At 50.7% G+C, this 17,045-nt stretch carries 7 protein-coding genes; 5 read left to right on the plus strand and 2 right to left on the minus strand.

The features are described 5' to 3' along the window. Window positions 1–21: 21 nt before the first annotated feature. Entirely contained in the window at window positions 22–5,928 is a 5,907-nt protein-coding gene (locus KTH_RS08935) for a type I polyketide synthase (RefSeq protein WP_497617967.1), read from the minus strand. An 892-nt stretch (window positions 5,929–6,820) separates the two neighbouring features. Here KTH_RS08935 and KTH_RS08940 point away from each other — a divergent pair. Further along, a complete protein-coding gene (locus KTH_RS08940; RefSeq protein WP_111324378.1) occupies window positions 6,821–7,585 on the plus strand; it encodes a thioesterase II family protein in 765 nt (254 codons plus the stop codon). A gap of 56 nt (window positions 7,586–7,641) precedes the next feature. On the opposite strand, the gene KTH_RS08945 is transcribed toward KTH_RS08940, so the two are convergent. After that, window positions 7,642–10,173 (minus strand): FkbM family methyltransferase, encoded by a 2,532-nt coding sequence (locus KTH_RS08945; protein ID WP_497617969.1) that lies wholly within the window; start codon window positions 10,171–10,173, stop codon window positions 7,642–7,644. A gap of 504 nt (window positions 10,174–10,677) precedes the next feature. Here KTH_RS08945 and panD point away from each other — a divergent pair. The 4 genes from panD (at window position 10,678) to KTH_RS08965 (ending at window position 17,030) form a co-directional block, all read left to right on the plus strand. Then, window positions 10,678–11,097, plus strand: a complete 420-nt coding sequence (gene panD / locus KTH_RS08950) for an aspartate 1-decarboxylase (protein ID WP_111324380.1) — start codon at window positions 10,678–10,680, stop codon at window positions 11,095–11,097. 65 nt (window positions 11,098–11,162) lie between these two features. Continuing rightward, window positions 11,163–12,323 carry a hypothetical protein gene (locus tag KTH_RS08955; protein WP_497617972.1) on the plus strand — a complete coding sequence of 387 codons (1,161 nt, stop codon included), beginning with the start codon at window positions 11,163–11,165 and terminating at the stop codon, window positions 12,321–12,323. Between the two features lie 59 nt (window positions 12,324–12,382). Then, window positions 12,383–13,933, plus strand: coding sequence for an asparagine synthetase B family protein (locus KTH_RS08960; protein WP_497617974.1), 1,551 nt, complete (start codon window positions 12,383–12,385; stop codon window positions 13,931–13,933). 85 nt (window positions 13,934–14,018) lie between these two features. After that, window positions 14,019–17,030, plus strand: coding sequence for a type I polyketide synthase (locus KTH_RS08965; RefSeq protein WP_428843956.1), 3,012 nt, complete (start codon window positions 14,019–14,021; stop codon window positions 17,028–17,030). The last annotated feature ends 15 nt before the right edge of the window (window positions 17,031–17,045 follow it).

Genomic DNA, 17,045 nt, shown 5'->3' on the forward strand with positions numbered 1-17,045 from the left:
AAATAGTTCCCTCTACCTTTGCTACCTATCAGAACGTTTTTCCGGTTCCGCATCTTCACGGGGAAGCATCTGAGCGAGCTTGAGTATCTCTAACAATTGGCTCTGGTCCTCCTCTCCTTCGTCCTGCGACGTCTCATCTGTTGTGAGCTGAATTTGTAGTCGTTCCGCGATATACTCTGCCAGACGCGAGATAACTGGATAGTTCCAGATGACGGTTGCGGAGATTGAGGTATTGAGCGCATTTTCAAGCTTCTGGCGTAGCTCCAGGGTCATGAGTGAGTCGAAGCCCAGAGTTGTGAGAGGCGTATCTTTCTGGATGTTTGCCGCCGGTATACGCAGAATATGCGCGAACTGCTGCTGTAAAAAGCTTTCCAGGTAGTCCCGACGCTCACCGGGATGCAGGGCCTGCAACGTGTCTTGTAACGTCTCGGATGGCTGCGTTTCTTGTTCCGAGGAGCGCAGAGCCGCAAAGAGTGGCGCGTTTTTTGCTGTCGGGCTGTAGCGTTCCCAGCTTGCCAGATCGAAAGGAACAGCAACGACCAGCGCTTTCTGATTGGCGATGCAGGCACTGAGCGCCTCTAACCCCTGCTCTGGTGTGATATTGCGTCCACCTTGAAGGTACTCTGTATAGCGCCGGGCTGAGAGGCTCGAACTATCGCCAAACTCAGTCCAGACACCCCAGCTTATGCTGACTCCGGGGAGTCCCAGCGCTTGGCGATACAAAGCCAGTGTATCCAGGAACACATTAGCAGCAGCATAATTCCCCTGCCCTGCTGGTCCGAAAACAGAGACTCCTGACGAGAAGAGAACAAAGAATGCGAGATCTTCTTGCTGGAATGCTTTATGTAGCAGCCATCCACCAAGTACCTTTGGGCGCATAACCCGCAGGAGCTCATCAAGATGTAGCTCGGTAATCGTTTGCGATGAAAGGATTGCTGCCGCATGGATAATACCCCGAATCGGGGGGCGCTGCTCTTGCCTCCATGCCTTCAGGAAAGAGGAGAGCTGACTTTCCTCAGCGACATCTACGACGGGAAGATATATCTGTGCGCCTTGTGCCTCCATCTCCTGAATTGCGGCAATACGTCTTCCTGACGTGCTTTCGCCTGGGATTTGTGACCATTGCTCAACCGGGGGAAAGGGCGTTCGTCCCAGAAGGATAATGTGGCGTGCTCCCCGCGATACCAACCAGCGAGCAACATGAAGGCCCAGTTTTCCCGCTCCTCCTGTAATCAGATAGCTTGCATCAGGCTCAATATGAGGAGCGCGCGAGGGTTGAAGCGTGAGAGGAGCCAGACGAGCAACATACTGTGTTTCGCCTCTGATAGCTATCTGGTCCTCGTGGATATCCTGCTTCTGACCGTGAAGCTGCTGCAAGAGCAACTGTGCCATGTGTTCGGGTGAGCCAGCCGGGTCAAGATCAATCAACCCACCCCAGAGCGCCGGATATTCTTGAGCAAAGACGCGCCCCAGCCCCCAGAGCGGAGCCTGTGCTACTGCCGGTATTCCCGACCCATCTGTGATAACCTGCGCTCCCCTGGTAACCAGCCAGAGCCGCACAGATGAGTTCCACTCGCGGGTTGCAATTCCCTTACACAGATGGAGGGCACTTCCACTTCCGACTTTTTGGGCAGCTTCCAGCTCCTGTATGTCCTGGATAGGGTCAGGAAGATCCAGGCTCCAGAGATGAACAAGATACAGGCTCGTATATTCTCTGCTTTCTTGCTGAACACGTTCAAGCAGCCTCTCCAGCTCTGCCTGCTGTGTCGGATCTAATCTGATATGCTGTTCATTGGCCTGAGTCTCTGGAGAGACATACAGAAAGCGAGCATGATGGCGGGCGAGTTGCGCGGCGAGCGCCTGGCCAATCCCCTGCTTATCTGCAAAAATGACCCAGTATGTCTGATGCAGGTTAGCAGGCGATTCAGTCCGGGAAGCTGCATCAGGTATCCATTGAAGTTCATGCAGCCACGCTATGTTTTTCTCTTTCATCTCAGGTTGAGCAAGGGAAGCATGGCTGATGCTGGCCTCAAGAGGCTTTTGAGCAAGAAGAACATGCTGTCCGAGAACCCGAGTCGGCGTTTCAGGTCGAGGGAAGGACGCGACTGATTGGAAGCCTTGTTCTCGCAAGCATGTTTCCCATTGGCTGGCCGATAAGAGCGGGTGAGTACTGCGTAGGTCATCGCTATGAAACTGCCACCCCTCGATAAGGGCCGTCGAGACATCAAACCAGGGCAGATACTCTGTCACCTCGTAAAGAAGTAGCGTGCCACCAGGAGTCAGAAGCGAGAAGAGATAGGCGAGCGATTGCCGTATATCATGCGTCGCATGTACTGCGTTGGAGGATATGATGATATCAAATGAGCCCGGCTCATACCCCTGTGCGGCTGGCTCTTGCTCAAGATCCAGGATGCCATAGTGCAGAAATGGATAATCCTGGAAACGCTGGCGCGCTGTGTTGAGAAAGAACGCGGAAAGGTCTGTGAACCAGTAGCTGGTTTTCTCTGCGGGCAATAGTGGCAGAATGGTGCGTGTAGTGCCTCCGCTGCCTGCCCCGATTTCGAGGATGCGCAGGGGTCGAGATGTGGAGCGGGTCAGCTCTTCCACAACAGAGCCGATGATATTGTTGAAATAGCGAGCAACCGCCCATTGATGATAGAGCTGATCTGCCGTAGTAAACGTTCCCTGTGGGAAGAGTGTTTCGAGAGGTGTTTCTTTTCCTGTCAGGATAGCAAGCCGGTAGCGTGCACAGCGGTGAAAGTACTCCCCAAACCAGGCTTCGTCCTGAAAAACCTCGGCGCATTGAGACCAGAGCTGATCCCAATCAACAGGAGGAAGCGAGCGTAGCGCAATAAAAGTTCCGGGTGCTCTGTAATCGAGCAGGCCATCATCCACCAGATAATGTAGCCAGCGTGTAAGCAGCTTCGCGTAGTGAGGGACGAGCTGATATTTCTGGATAAGTGCCTCTACCGTATACTGCTCTCCTGCCTGAGTAAAGATGCCCAGATCGTGCAACGTCTGCAAAGCAAACGCACTGGCCAGTCGTCTGGTAAATTCCCATCTCGCTGGATAGCTTGTCAGGTTTAGATCAAGTGGAGCCTGTAATTCCTGCCTTCGTGCAAGTTGTACCAGAGATTCCCAGGAACCAGGCTGTTCCTGAGATGGCTGGAAGGGGTGGGAAGGCTGCTCCTTAATCCAGTAACGTTGCCGCTGCCAGGGATAGGTGGGAAGCGAAACAAAGCGCTCGGTTGAGGGCAGCAAACCGCGCCAGTTGAGCGAGTAGCCATAACAGTAGAGTTTGGCTGCCAGCTCTAGCAACGCGATCTGCTCATCTTCTCCACGTCGAAGAGAAGGAAGTACCTGACAGCTATATCTGGTGGTCTTCACACCCCGTTCGATTGCAGGAAGCAGAAGCGGATGCGGGCTCAGTTCGATGAAACAGGTGTAGCCATCTGTCAGAAGCTGTTGCAGTGCAGGCCAGAAGAGAACTGGCTGACGTAAGTTGCGTTGCCAGTAGTGGGCGTCAAGCACCTCCTGTTCGCTATAGCTACCGCTTACTGTTGAGTAGAATGGAAGCGTGGGCGATGTGGATGTAAGATTAGCCAGCGCGTGATAGAGTTCCTGGTGCAGCCCTTCCATTTGTGGGCTATGAGAGGCCACATCAACTTTTACTGGACGGCTGAACAGGTGACGCTCCTCTGCCTTTGCCTGGAGTTGTGCAAGCGTATCGCGTTTGCCCGCAAGTATAACGGAATTGGGACCATTGATTGCAGCCAGGGAAACGTGCGCTTCCTTTCCCTGTATGAAAGAGGCGACCTCTTCAGGGGCAAGCTCAATCATGAGCATGCTTCCCTGGCCCTGGACGCATTTCATGAGCCTGCTTCGTTCACAGATTATCTGTGTTGCAGCTTCAAGGCTCAAGGCGCCGGCAACAAACGCGGCTGCGACTTCGCCCATACTATGCCCGATAACTGCACCCGGGTGGATGCCCCATGAACGCAGGAGCTGCGCGAGACCGACCTGTACCGCAAAGATTGCAGGCTGTGTGACGGCTATATCTTCTTCCGGCTCCTCAGTATTGAGTACATCTAAAAGGGACCAGCCACTATGCTGGAGTATCAGGTTATGAATGGTCTCGATGGTCGCTTTAAAAATTGGCTCTGTCGCCAGCAGGGAACGTCCCATACCGGCCCATTGCGAGCCGTGACCGGAAAAGACAAAAACAGGTTGCGACGTATTCGCTATATCAACTGCCTCCGGGCTTTGCTGAACCGCATGAGGAGTTTCGCCGCGCAAATACGCATCCAGTACGGTGACACTTTCTTCTGTCCCTGTCGCAAGGAGCGTCAGACGGTGTTCAAAGTGCGGGCGTCTTGTCGCTGCATTAAAGCAGATCGTTTGAAAAGAGGCTGTCGTCTGCGCAAGATAACGACGATACGCAAAGGTCAGATCCTTGAGCGCTTCAGGTGTACGAGCCGAGATGGGCAGAATACACGGTACCGTAGAGGGCGGGGCGGGCGCTTCATTCTCCTGTTTATAATCGCTCAGGATGAGGTGAGCATTGGTCCCCGACCATCCAAAGGAGCTGACGCCAGCGAAGCGAGGTGTGTCGCCACGTTTCCAGGGGGTTGCTTCTTGTGCGATCTGCAAGCGGGTGCCTTGCAGATGGATATGCTCGTTACACCGCTCAAAATGCAGGTTTGCGGGGATCAGCTCATGTTGCATGCTCAGAATAACCTTGATGCAGCCAGCGATGCCAGCAGCGGCCTCCAGATGGCCGATGTTGCTCTTGACCGCTCCCAACAGACAGGGAGGGCCAACCGTGCCGAGGGCCTGAGCGAGAGCTTCTATCTCGATGGGATCGCCGAGGGCGGTGCCGGTGCCATGTGTCTCGACATAGCTGATCTGAGCGGGAGAGAGGGAGGCGTGAGCGAGAGCCTGAGCGATGACCTGCTGTTGAGAGAGGCTGTTAGGGGCAGTGAGGCCGGCGGAGCGACCGTCCTGGTTGAGGGAGGAGCCGCGAATGAGGGCGAGGATAGGGTCATGATCGCGGATGGCGTCGGAGAGGCGTTTGAGCAGGAGGACGCCGCAGCCTTCGCCACGGACAAAGCCGTCAGCTCGTGCATCGAATGGCTTGCATCTGCCATCCGGGGCTAGCATATGCAGTTTAGAGAAGCAGATACTGACCTCGGGACGTAAGATGAGGTTGACGCCCCCTGCAAAGGCCAGATCAGATTCGCCCGTGCGCAGGCTCTGGCAGGCCAGATGGAGCGCCACGAGCGAGGAGGAACAGGCGGTATCTACTGCTATGCTTGGCCCTTTCAGGTTCAGGAAGTAGGAAAGTCGCCCGGCAATGACATTGTGTGCCGTGCCAGTGCTACTATATGCCTCGATTTGTGAGGGATTGGATAGTTCCATAAGGAAATAGTCCATGCTCTGGCTATGGACACCCACAAAGACACCTGTGCGGCTGCCGCTGAGCCCCAGAGCATCTATGCCTGCGTGTTCGCACGCCTCATATGCAACTTCGAGTAGGAGCCTCTGTTGTGGGTCCATATGGACTGCTTCACGAGGAGAAAGGCCGAAGAACGAAGCGTCAAATTGCTCGATATCTTGCAGAAACCCACCTCGGCGTGTATTCATCTTTCCGGGAGTATCGGGATCAGCGTCATAGAATGTCTCCGGGTTCCAGCGTGTATCAGGGATCAGATCTACGGCATCTTGTCGGGTTTCAAGCAAGTTCCAGAATGCTTCGGGTGAGTTTCCTCCTCCTGGAAAGCGACAGCCCATCCCAATGATTGCTATAGGTTCTTTCCTGACTTGCTCTATCGTCTCTAACTTCTTCCGGAGATTGCGGATAGTTAGTAAAGCTTGCTGTAGCGGCGTTAACTGCTTTGGACCATCATCATGATGGTGCGTTTCACTCATCTTAATCCTATCCTCATACTAAAAGTCAACCGGCTCTACTGTGAAAGCATCCCTGCCAGTTTCAGGCACGATTTCTGATCGTCACTGTACTGTTGCGCTGCAAACAACAGTGAAATATCAGTGAAGTACAGCTCTAACGAGCAGACCCCATTTTCTCATAGCGTTGTCCGGGATATGAATGGACAAATTGCTTTCTCCCCTCACTTTACCATCCAGTTTGCACTACTCAATAAAAAAAGAGAGAATACCATTATGGAAATTTTTGGGAAAAACGTGTAAAGATGGAACGCTGCATAAAACAGCTTGATTTGAAAGTATGCAGGGTAACCTGTAGATTTTTGTGTTTGCCCCTATCTCCTTTCTGGAGTTAAAATAGGAAACACGCAACTTTTGCTGTAATTACAATGGACATGCTGAATGGATAGTAGTAAAGTACTTTGATAACCTTATATGAAAAAATATTACAAGGCTTTTGTCATATGTTCAACGCTACAAAATTGAGCATTACAATATATTTTTGAAACGTCTGCTATTATCAATAACATATGGTTTCTAGCCTTGTCAAGTGTATATATACCTATTTTGGCAAACAAAGTGATACTTGTGTGAGATGAAGTCTATCTGATGGCAATATTCTTTCAAACGGGAATGAGCAATTTATATAACTTTGCATAGCTGTTTGTATACATCATTTTAAGAGATGAGTACGTTTTACAAATTTGCAGAACAAGCGTTGCAGATAACGAGAAGTTTCATGCTACTCTGTTTATAAAAACAACTTTCTCCTCCAAAAATAGATGGTAAAATAGTAGTGAAAGGATAGCGAAAGAGGCAAAGAACTTGTATGAATAAGCTAAAAGTGAAAAGAGACAGAGGAAGAGGAGAAAAAAGCATGTCCGTATCAACAAATACCTGGATTGTCCGTCCACAACCTAACCCTACAGCCAGAGCACGTCTCTTCTGTTTCCCTTATGCGGGTGGTGGAGCTTCGGCATTTCGTACCTGGCCTCAGTACTTGCCTGCCGGGCTAGAGCTATGCGCATTACAGTTACCGGGTCGAGAAAACCGACTTCACGAAGAACCTTTTACGCATACGACGCCTCTGGTGGAGGCGCTGGCGAAACAGATCATTCCATTTCTGAACAAACCCTTTGCGTTTTTCGGGCATAGCATGGGAGCGCTTATCAGCTTTGAAATGGCCCGCTATCTGCAAAGGCGCAAATTCAATATGCCCAGATTGTTACTCATCTCGGCTCATCGAGCCCCGCATCTGCCCTATAAACATATGAAAATCCATAATGCCTCTTTGCAGGCCCTTGAAAAGAGACTTCGAGGCTTGAATGGAACTCCACCTGAAGTGTTTGAGCAGGAAGAGCTTATGACGTTAGTCGCTCCACTGGTCCGTGCTGACTTTGCGATTTGTGAAACGTACCAGTATGAGAAGCAAGAGCCGCTCAAGTGCCCTATATCTGTATTCGGAAGTTTGGATGACGGCGAGGTAAACTATGCTGAATTATGTGCCTGGTATACCGAGACGCCGCATCCAGTAACAATCCGACTCTATGAGGGCGATCATTTCTATCTTCAGAACAAGGTAGAACCATTCCTCGCAGCCGTCACAGAAGATCTGTACCGTTATCTGCCTCTCCGTTTCTAAGTGTTTGGAGCATTCAGAGGGGCTATCAACTCCTCTGAATGTTGTCAAAAGAGCACTCAGGGCCGGCTGGCATAGAGCAGATAAATCACGGAACCCTTATAGAGTTCGTCCTGTTGCACAGTGAGCGTGTAGCCATGCGCTTTCAACAGGTTCGTGATCGTGTCCAGTTGACCATGAAGGTTATGCACCTCTGCCACAATGGAGTGTATCTTGTTCCAATCCTCGTCAGCGATGCCTCTCAGTACATCGAGCTCACTTTTCTGAACATCGATCTTCAGCAGGTCGATACGCTCAACAGCGTTTTCTTTCATTACCGCCGAGAGAGGATGCAGTTTGCAAACAAATGTCTGGCTTTTCAGGCGCTCCTCGACGAGCTCGCCAGCATAGCGCATCACCTGCTCCATTTCGGGCCGGGCTTGCTGGTACTGGTTCTGTAGAATACTGGTTAATACCTCTTCCTCCTCTGCCCGGTTGGCATAAAAAGACGACATGCCCGTAGAAAAGGGATAAAAAGTGAACTCTGCGGTTCTGGCAGTGTCGGATAGACCAAAGGGGAAAAGGCGGGCATTGACCTTATGGAGAGCTATATTGCGAGAGAGAACCTCAAACGTAGGGGGCGAGGGTTCAAAGGCGTATATCTGGATCCCCCTGTTCAGGTAGTGCAAGAACAGCGTAAACAGACCGATGTTTGCTCCTACATCGAAGACGCAGGCGTTTTGTGGCAATTCAGGTAGATGGCTGGTATAAGCGCGATGGACGAAGATGTCTTCATAGAAATGGTCCGTTTCCGCTTTGTTCTGGTGCATAATCTTCAGCCCATTGGGAAGTTGATAGTGCAGGGCAGGTCCAGTGAAAGCAGCAGGTTGTGCTTCATTATGCTGGTGGTGCTCTCCACGCAGCGCATCGTCCAGCACTCTGGCGAACTGGGCTACCGTTGGGGCTTCAAACAGAGAGCTAAGGGGAAGCTCTACCCCATATGTTTTTTTCAAGGCCTCAAGGATACGGAGAGCGAGCAGGGAATGTCCGCCTAATTCAAAAAAACTGTCATGTATCCCGATGCCATCGATGTGTAGAATCCGTTGCCAGAGCGAAACCAGAGCCTGTTCACGTTCTCCGGAGGGCGGAACATAGTCTGTCGTGAGCCAGGGACGGGTGCGTTTTTGTTTGGGCTTCCGCCTTCGGCTCATTTTTCTTGCTTCGCTCGTTTCCTGTTCGGGAGGCTCAACAGTGGTCGGGAGAAGCTGAGGGAGGGTGTAGTCTGGCTTTTGTTGATAAAACTGATTCCAGTTGAGCGGCACGCCTGTAAGCCAGAGTTTTCCTATCGTGTTGAGGAGAAAAGCCCTGTCATCCAGGTGTTCAAAAGCGGCTCGCATGGTTGGCAAGGTAACGCTCTCCTGTTCGGGGTTCTGCCGGGCCTGGAGTGCCAGGCTACAAAGCGTCTGGCCGGGACCAACTTCCAGTAATGCCATTTCGGGCTGTTTCCAGAGCGCTTGCAGGCCATCTGCGAAGCGCACCGGCTGATGGAGATGTGTAGCCCAATAGCCGGGGTCAGTCGCTTGCTCGGGGGTGATCCAGGTTCCGGTTACATTCGAGAGATAGGGGATACGAGGAGCCTGTAACGTACAGGTGCGTACAACATCTTCAAACTCACTGGCAATTGCTTTCATCATATGTGAATGAAAGGCATGAGCCGTATTCAGCCGAATAGTGACTATATCCCTCTGCTGTAAGAGTCGCTCAAGTTCGGAAACTGCCTCAGAGGGTCCAGCAACAATTGAGAGGGCATCGCCATTTAAAGCCGCGAGGGAAAGGTGGTTGCCTAACAGAGGCATGATCTCCTGTTCTGAGAGCGGAACTGCCAGCATCGAGCCATGAGGAAGACGCTCTATCAATTGAGCTCGGGCTGCAACCAGCCGAACCGCATCAGGAAAGGAGAACACCCCGGCAAGACAGGCCGCGACATATTCCCCGATACTGTAGCCCAGAAGAGCGTGGGGGTGAATGCCCCATGAGAAGAGAAGTTGGGCTAATGCGTATTCAATGGCAAAAGTTGCCGGCTGTGCCAGGGCAGTTTGATTGAGTCGCGACGTGCTGGCTGTTCGCCGAAGCAACCTGCGTAAATCAAGCTTTTCCTGAGATGGGGTGTGCTCCTGCTGTGTGTCTGTGGGGTAGAGCGTTTCTTTCAACTGGAGCCCAAAAGGGCGAAGCAGCTCATCACTGTCATCGATGTACTTTCTAAAGACTGGCTCTGTGAGATATAATTGCTGACCCATATGCTCATACTGTTCTCCCAGACCCGGAAACAAGAAAGCAATTGGTCTGTGTCTTGTTTGTGGTTCACCTGTAAGGAGCTTCCCGGTATCGTGCAGACGAAGCGTTTCAAGCGCTTCCTGTCGATTATGGCAAACCAATGTTCTCCTTATGCTGTCTTCACCATAGCTGGCGATAAGAGCAGGGGCGACTTCTTCAAGGGCCAGTTCAGCATTTTCCTGAAGCAAAGCAGCAAGCTTTTCCGTCAGTGTATCCAGATCATGGTGAGTTTGAGCAGAAAATGCTAGCAGATACCATCGTTCAGGTGGTTTTATCATCGCTTTCTCCTCCATTCTTCGGACCTTCTTTTTGTTGTGATGCATGCAGAAAACGGGATATATGAGTAGAAAAGGTATTCTCGCGAGAAAGGATAAATAGACAAATTGCATTACAGAGACAGAAGAAATACAAGTTCAATTACAAAATTACTTTACCAATATAACATACTAGTTTGCCGTTTTTCCATTGTTAGCATTGTCAATTGAGACTGTTCCCATAAAGATATATTTTCGTCTTCGGCGAAGATATAGTATAGAGAGGAAGAATTTGGTAATACAGTTGTTTGACATTTGGCATTTCATCATTTTATACTAGTTTAATGAAAGAGGTTATTAAGTAAATGATCATCGAAAACATACCTTGTTATTTGTATTTATATAATACAGAGTAAGCTTAGAATACTATATAGTTAATAAGCTGAAAAAGAAATATCAGGGTATGATAAATGGTGAACTACAAGTAGTACTCGTTTGAAGAATAACGAGGGAAAGGAAGAGCCAGGCATGTTCCGAATGATGTGTCGTGGAAAAATCCATCGTGCAACTGTTACCCAGACGAACGTTAACTATGTAGGCAGTATTACAATTGACCAGGATTTGCTGGATGCGGCAGGGATGGTTCCCTACGAAAGATTACAGGTAGTCAATGTGACGAATGGAGCGAGATTAGAGACATACACTGTTCCCGGAGAGCGGGGGTCTGGTGTCATTTGTTTGAATGGTGCCGCCGCACGCTTGAACAATGAAGGAGATATAGTGTTAATTATCAGTTACGCATTCTGTACTGACGAAGAAATCCGCACGCTTGTTCCTCAACTTGTTTTTGTAGACGAGAATAACCGAATAACCGAAGTGAAGCACGTTCAATTGAGTGAAATGCTTTCGGATAGTTTTGATCCTCTTATTCCATCCACGAACCTGTAAGAAGCGGGGTTCGATCTTTTCTCTCTTCTGCTGTACCGTTTGTAATCAGATACTGGAGCCACACCTTGTCAATACAAATATATACACTCACACATGAGTATGCAGACGTATGGATTGCGGCTGATGGAGAACTGCATACCTGTTATGCCTATGGCGGAACCAGGATGGTTGATCCGTCCAGGAAATCTACACAGATTGAGGATATGCTGAAACGCTTGATGTGGGATGAGAGCCTGTTTAAGAATCGCCTGATCAATGGAGCCTTACGCCGGGGAGTGCTGGACACATTTCAAGATCGTCTGCCGGAGGGGCTGAGTGAAAGTGTTGTTGGTGGAGCACGCTGTATCATCGTGCCCCGAGATCAGGAAACATATACAGTTCTTACCGACCCGCAGCATCCAGCCTTTTATGAAAAGCTTTCTCCTATCTTTGCTGAGATCGGGGCATTTCTCAATGAGCAACAGGGAAGGATCAAGCTCACCCCGGATTTTGGACGGTTTGCCGGTCTTGCTGACCTACTGGCTACCTATACGCCGCATGTCCTCGGTATCCGTTGTCCGGATGGAGGATGCGGAGGAAAGTCTTCTTACTCCAGTACAGGGGTGATAGCTGCTCTTGAGCTTCTGGATATTGCTGATTACACGCAGAAGGCAGTCACCCTGATCGGTGCAGCGGGTGCGATGGGGAGCGATATCACTCGCTATTTCGAGGAAAGAATGTTTGAAGATGTCGTGGTTTGCGATCTGGTGTACGATCAGGCCGAAGCAACCGTCACGGCTCCCTCCTCGTTCGTGCATCTATCCGCGAAGAATCATTGTTTTACTGATGCCTGCTTGCAGCGTGGAGGAACTATTGTCGCCACAACGGTCGGAGAAGAACTTGAAAATTCAAATTGGCAGCTTATTCCTCCTGGAACCAGGCTCTTTCTTGCACATAATCTCGCGATCCCACGAGGGGAGCGCGGACTGCATTTGATGCAGGAGCTTCAGAAACAAGGAGTGCTGGCATTGCCCGGACAGTTACTTACTCTGGGAGGTGCTCTCACCTCGCGAGTTGAGTGGTTCTGGCGGCAATCCAGACCGAATCAGGCGTTCGATAAGCCACTTGCTCACGCTATCGTGTATGCAGTGGTGCAATTCTTAACCCGCGAGATCCTTGCTACAGCGCAGGAGACGGGCAAAACTCCTTACGAAGCGATGCTTCAGTTTGTCGATGGTGAGCAATAATGCGTTAGAAGCGCTTGCAGCCCTACTACCATTTTTTGCAGGAGAGGAGTCGTTTTTTTATGGGTGGTATTGCCGGTATCATTGATCGTTTGCAGGCTGAACGAACTGTGAGCCTGAAGGAGCAGCTTTTTCATATGCTCCAGGCCATTACCCATCGTGGGGATGAGCAGGCTGCTGGAGAAATGCATATATGCCCGACGGCAGCGCTTGGGTGCAATCGCCTGCTTGTGACTGATGGCGATAAGGTGCCTCAGCCTGTCACTGATGAGGGAGAGCGGCTTGCTGCTGTGCTGGATGGCAGGATCTTTAACTACTCGGCCCTGCGCCAGTCCCTGGAAGGATGTGGTTATGTATTCCGCACGGAAGCGGAAGCCGAGTTACTGCTGTATGGATATCGAGAATGGGGTGAAGATCTTCCACAGCGCCTTGAAGGGATGTTTGCTTTTCTCATTTACGACAGAGAACAGCATACTTTTCTCGCAGCCCGCGATCATATCGGCATTAAGCCACTCTACTACGTCTATGATGGGGCTTGCTACTTTATCTCTTCGGAGTTGAAGTCTTTGCTGCCCTTAAAGAAAAACATCACGACTCTCTCGCCGGGCCATTACCTGACGGATCATGGTGTTCAGCAATACTTTCATCTATCGGCATCGAAGGTGTCGGAAGATGTAGAAGTGGTCAAAGTCTCTTTACGAGAGGCTTTGACCCACGCGATTGAAAGGCAGCTACCCTCGGACCAGCCCTTTGGAGTTCTGTTCAGCGGAGGCATTGATAGCGCGATCATTTTACATGTTGCCAGAGCGAAAAACAGGGAGGTGGTTGCCTTCTCGACTGGCTTTGCAGGGGCAGCAGATGTCGAGATCGCTCGTCAATACTGCCGGGAGCACAATATCACTCACTTTGTGAGTCAGCTCACGCTGGAAGAGATGGTGCAGGATCTTCCGCAAACGGTCTACTATTGTGAGGTCTTTGAACCAATCAACATTATGGACTCCTGCACTGTGATGCCAACCTTCCGCCTTGCCCGCGCGCAGGGGATCAAGGTGGTGCTCTGTGGTGATGGAAGTGATGAGCTGCTGGCAGGGTATGATCTCTTCCAGACGTATCCTGATCCTCAATACTTGATGGATTATCGTCTGAATAATGAGCATCGAACCGATTTACAGCGGATTGATCGCTGTAGTGCAAGATATGGTATTGAGGCGCGTGTCCCTTTCTTCGACAAAGCATTTATGGAGTTTGCTTATAGCATTCCTTTCGATATGAAGCTGCGGAATACTGTCCATAAATGGATTTTGCGCGAAGCATTTCGGGATATTTTACCCGATTACATTGTGCATCGGCCCAAAGTTCGGATGCCGGATGGCTCAGGCCTACAGTATCAGCTACTCGATTTTGCGAGCAAGCAGCAAACAAACGTCGATCCCTCGATTCTTGCGCAGTTGTTTATGAGCCCGACAGATGGCGCCTATTTCCTGGAACACTATCTGAAACATGGCTTCCCTGTGCCAGTTGACCGTTATAAGAAAGCTGGATTAGATTTCTCCCCACACGGTTACTTCGATTTTATTACAGCGGTAAGACAGGAACATGCAAGTGAGTTGTAATGATGGAAGTGCGTCTACAGCGGAAGAAGGAGTATACGAGTTGGTTGATCCCGCAATTCTTGAGCATGGTATTGCGATTGTTGGTATGGCCTGCCGTACCCCTGGCGCTCAGAACATAGATCAATTCTGGCAGCTCCTTCGGGAAGGGAGCCATGCAATCCGCTTCTTTTCTGATGAAGAATTGCTGGCGGCAGGGGAAAAACAGGAACTTCTCCAGAATCCCCGTTATGTAAGAGCGAATGGTGTTCTGGAGGGGGTTGAGCTTTTTGATGCGGCTTTTTTTGGCTACAGTCCAAAAGAAGCTGCAATCACTGATCCACAGCACCGTTTGTTCCTTGAATGCGCTTATGAAGCGCTTGAGCATGCAGGCTACGATTCCGAACGCTACAACGGCCTGATTGGTGTGTATGCCAGTACCTCTATCAGCAGCTACCTGATTACCCATCTGCTTCCTCATCAGGAGAAGTTAGCCCAGACAGGATATTTTTCAGTTTTGCAGGGGAACGATAAAGATTATCTCACAACTCGTGTTTCCTATAAACTGAACCTGCGTGGGCCGAGCTACCTGATTCAATCCGCCTGTTCATCGTCGCTGGTGGCGGTCCATGTTGCCTCACAAGCTTTGCTGGATCACGAGTGTGATATTGCCCTGGCTGGCGGTATTTCTATTCAGGTTCCGCAAGAGCAGGGCTATCTCTATCAGGAAGAGGGTGTGCTGTCGGCAGATGGCTATTGTCGGGCTTTCGATGCGAAGGCAACCGGCACCGTTAAAGGCAATGGTGTAGGTGTTGTTGTCCTGAAGCGAGCGAGCGATGCATTGCAGGATGGAGATATCATTCACGCGATCATTCGGGGCTCTGCTGTGAACAACGATGGAGCTTTCAAAGTCGGGTTTACGGCTCCATCCGTTGAGGGTCAGGCTGCCGTTATTGCCAGTGCTCTTGCCGTCGCTGAGGTTGACGCTGATACTGTGACGTATATGGAGACTCACGGTACCGGGACCGCGATTGGCGATCCGATCGAGATAGAGGCCCTGAACAGAGTGTATAGAGAATATTCAGAGGAGAAAGGCATCTGTGCAATTGGGTCCGTCAAGTCGAATATCGGGCATCTGGATACAGCCTCGGGCATCATCGGCTTGTTGAAAGTAGTGCTTTCTCTCAAGCATAGACAGATTCCGCCAAGCCTGCACTTTGAACATCCCAACCCTCAAATAGATTTTGAGAATAGCCCTTTTTATGTCAACACTTCCCTGGCTGACTGGAAAAGCCCGAAGGCACCGAGACGAGCCGGGGTCAGCTCATTTGGTATCGGGGGAACGAATGCGCATATTCTGCTTGAAGAAGCTCCACCGGTTGCGTCACAGCGTTCCTCGCTCCCCTATCACTTACTGGTATTCTCGGCCCGCACTGCAACAGCGCTGGAAAAGACAACAGAACAATTCATCGCCTGGTGCCAGCAGCCTCAGGAGCTCCCAATAGCAGATATGGCCTATACGCTTCAGGTCGGTCGGCGCGAATTTTCCTACCGTCGCGTTCTGGTGGCTTCTGACCCTCTCGATGCGGCACAGGCCCTCGCGAAACGGGAGCCATCGAGAGTGTTGACCATGTATCAGGATGGGCGAAAGCGGCCGATAGCATTTCTCTATCCTGGCAGCGGTTCACAGTACCTCCATATGGGAGCCGACCTTTATCGTACTCTCCCGGTGTTTCGAGACGCGATGAATCAATGTGTCGATATCTTGAAACCGCTCTCGGGTATCGATTTCCTATCAATTGTGTATCCCTCTCCTGAGCAGCAGGCCAGCCAGCTTCAACAGACGCTGTACAGCCTGCCGGCGCTTTTTATGGTCGAGTATGCCCTGACCCAAACCTGGCTTTCCTGGGGAATAGCGCCATCAGCTCTTATCGGTCATAGTCTCGGGGAGTATGTCGCGGCCTGTGTCTCCGGCGTCTTTTCGCTGGAAGAGGCTTTACGGTTAGTCTGGCTACGGGCGCAATTGCTCGATAGATTACCGGGTGGCGAGATGCTGAGTGTCTCGCTTTCAGCCGAAGAGGTTGCTGAGTTTCTGGACATGCATGTTTCCCTGGCGGCCATTAATGGCCCCTCTTCCTGTGTGCTTTCGGGAACCAGGGAGGCTATCGCACAACTGGTAGCGCTGTTGGATGAAGAGGAAGTTGATTACCTTCGGATTCCTGTTGATGTTGCCGGTCACTCACCGCATGTAGAAGAGATCCTTGATGCATTTCGAGATGGCGTCAAACAGTGTGAGCTGCATGCGCCGCAAGTACCCTTTATCTCAAATGTCACAGGCACCTGGATTACCGAAGAGGAGGCCACTGACCCTGAGTATTGGGTGCGCCATCTGCGCCATACAGTCCAGTTCTCAGCGGGTATTCGTGAGCTATTGAAGGATCCTTTCCTCTTATTGCTGGAAGTTGGTCCGGGCAATACGTTAAGTATTCATGCAAAGCTACAGGCCGCCCCCGAACGCTTCGCAGCTATCATTCCTTCTATGCGACATGGTCTGGAGAAACAAACAGATGTGTATATGCTCTTACAGGCCCTGGGCAAGCTCTGGCTGGCCGGCGCTGCAATTGATCTGGCGCAGGTCTATCATCCAGAAAAACGAAGGCGTGTGCCCTTACCAACATATCCATTTGAGCGACAGCGTTATTGGATTGATCCACCAGAGCGTGGCTTTTCTCCTGCACTGGCGAGCCAGCAGAGCAATGAGGTGCAGGAATATGCTGCCCCTCTAACGACCTATGAACGTCCGGCTCTAACCAGTCTGTATAAGCCGCCTTCCAATGAAATTGAGCAGAATATCTGTGATATATGGCAGCATCTGCTAGAGGTCAAGCAGATCGGTATTCACGACAACTTCTTTGAACTGGGTGGCAATTCTCTGCTCGCTACGCAAGTAGTAACCCGTTTACGGGAACTCTTCTCTGTTGAGCTGCCTTTACGCAGTGTTTTTGAGACGCTAACCATCGCAAAGCTAGCCGAGCTTGTCGAAGAAAAAATGATTGAGAGTCTGGAAAGCTTGCCTGAGGATGACCTATCAGAAGAGACAATCCAGGGATTATTCTCATAGGAAAACAGGAGAATG

It is taken from the genome of Thermosporothrix sp. COM3 (genome assembly GCF_059696735.1).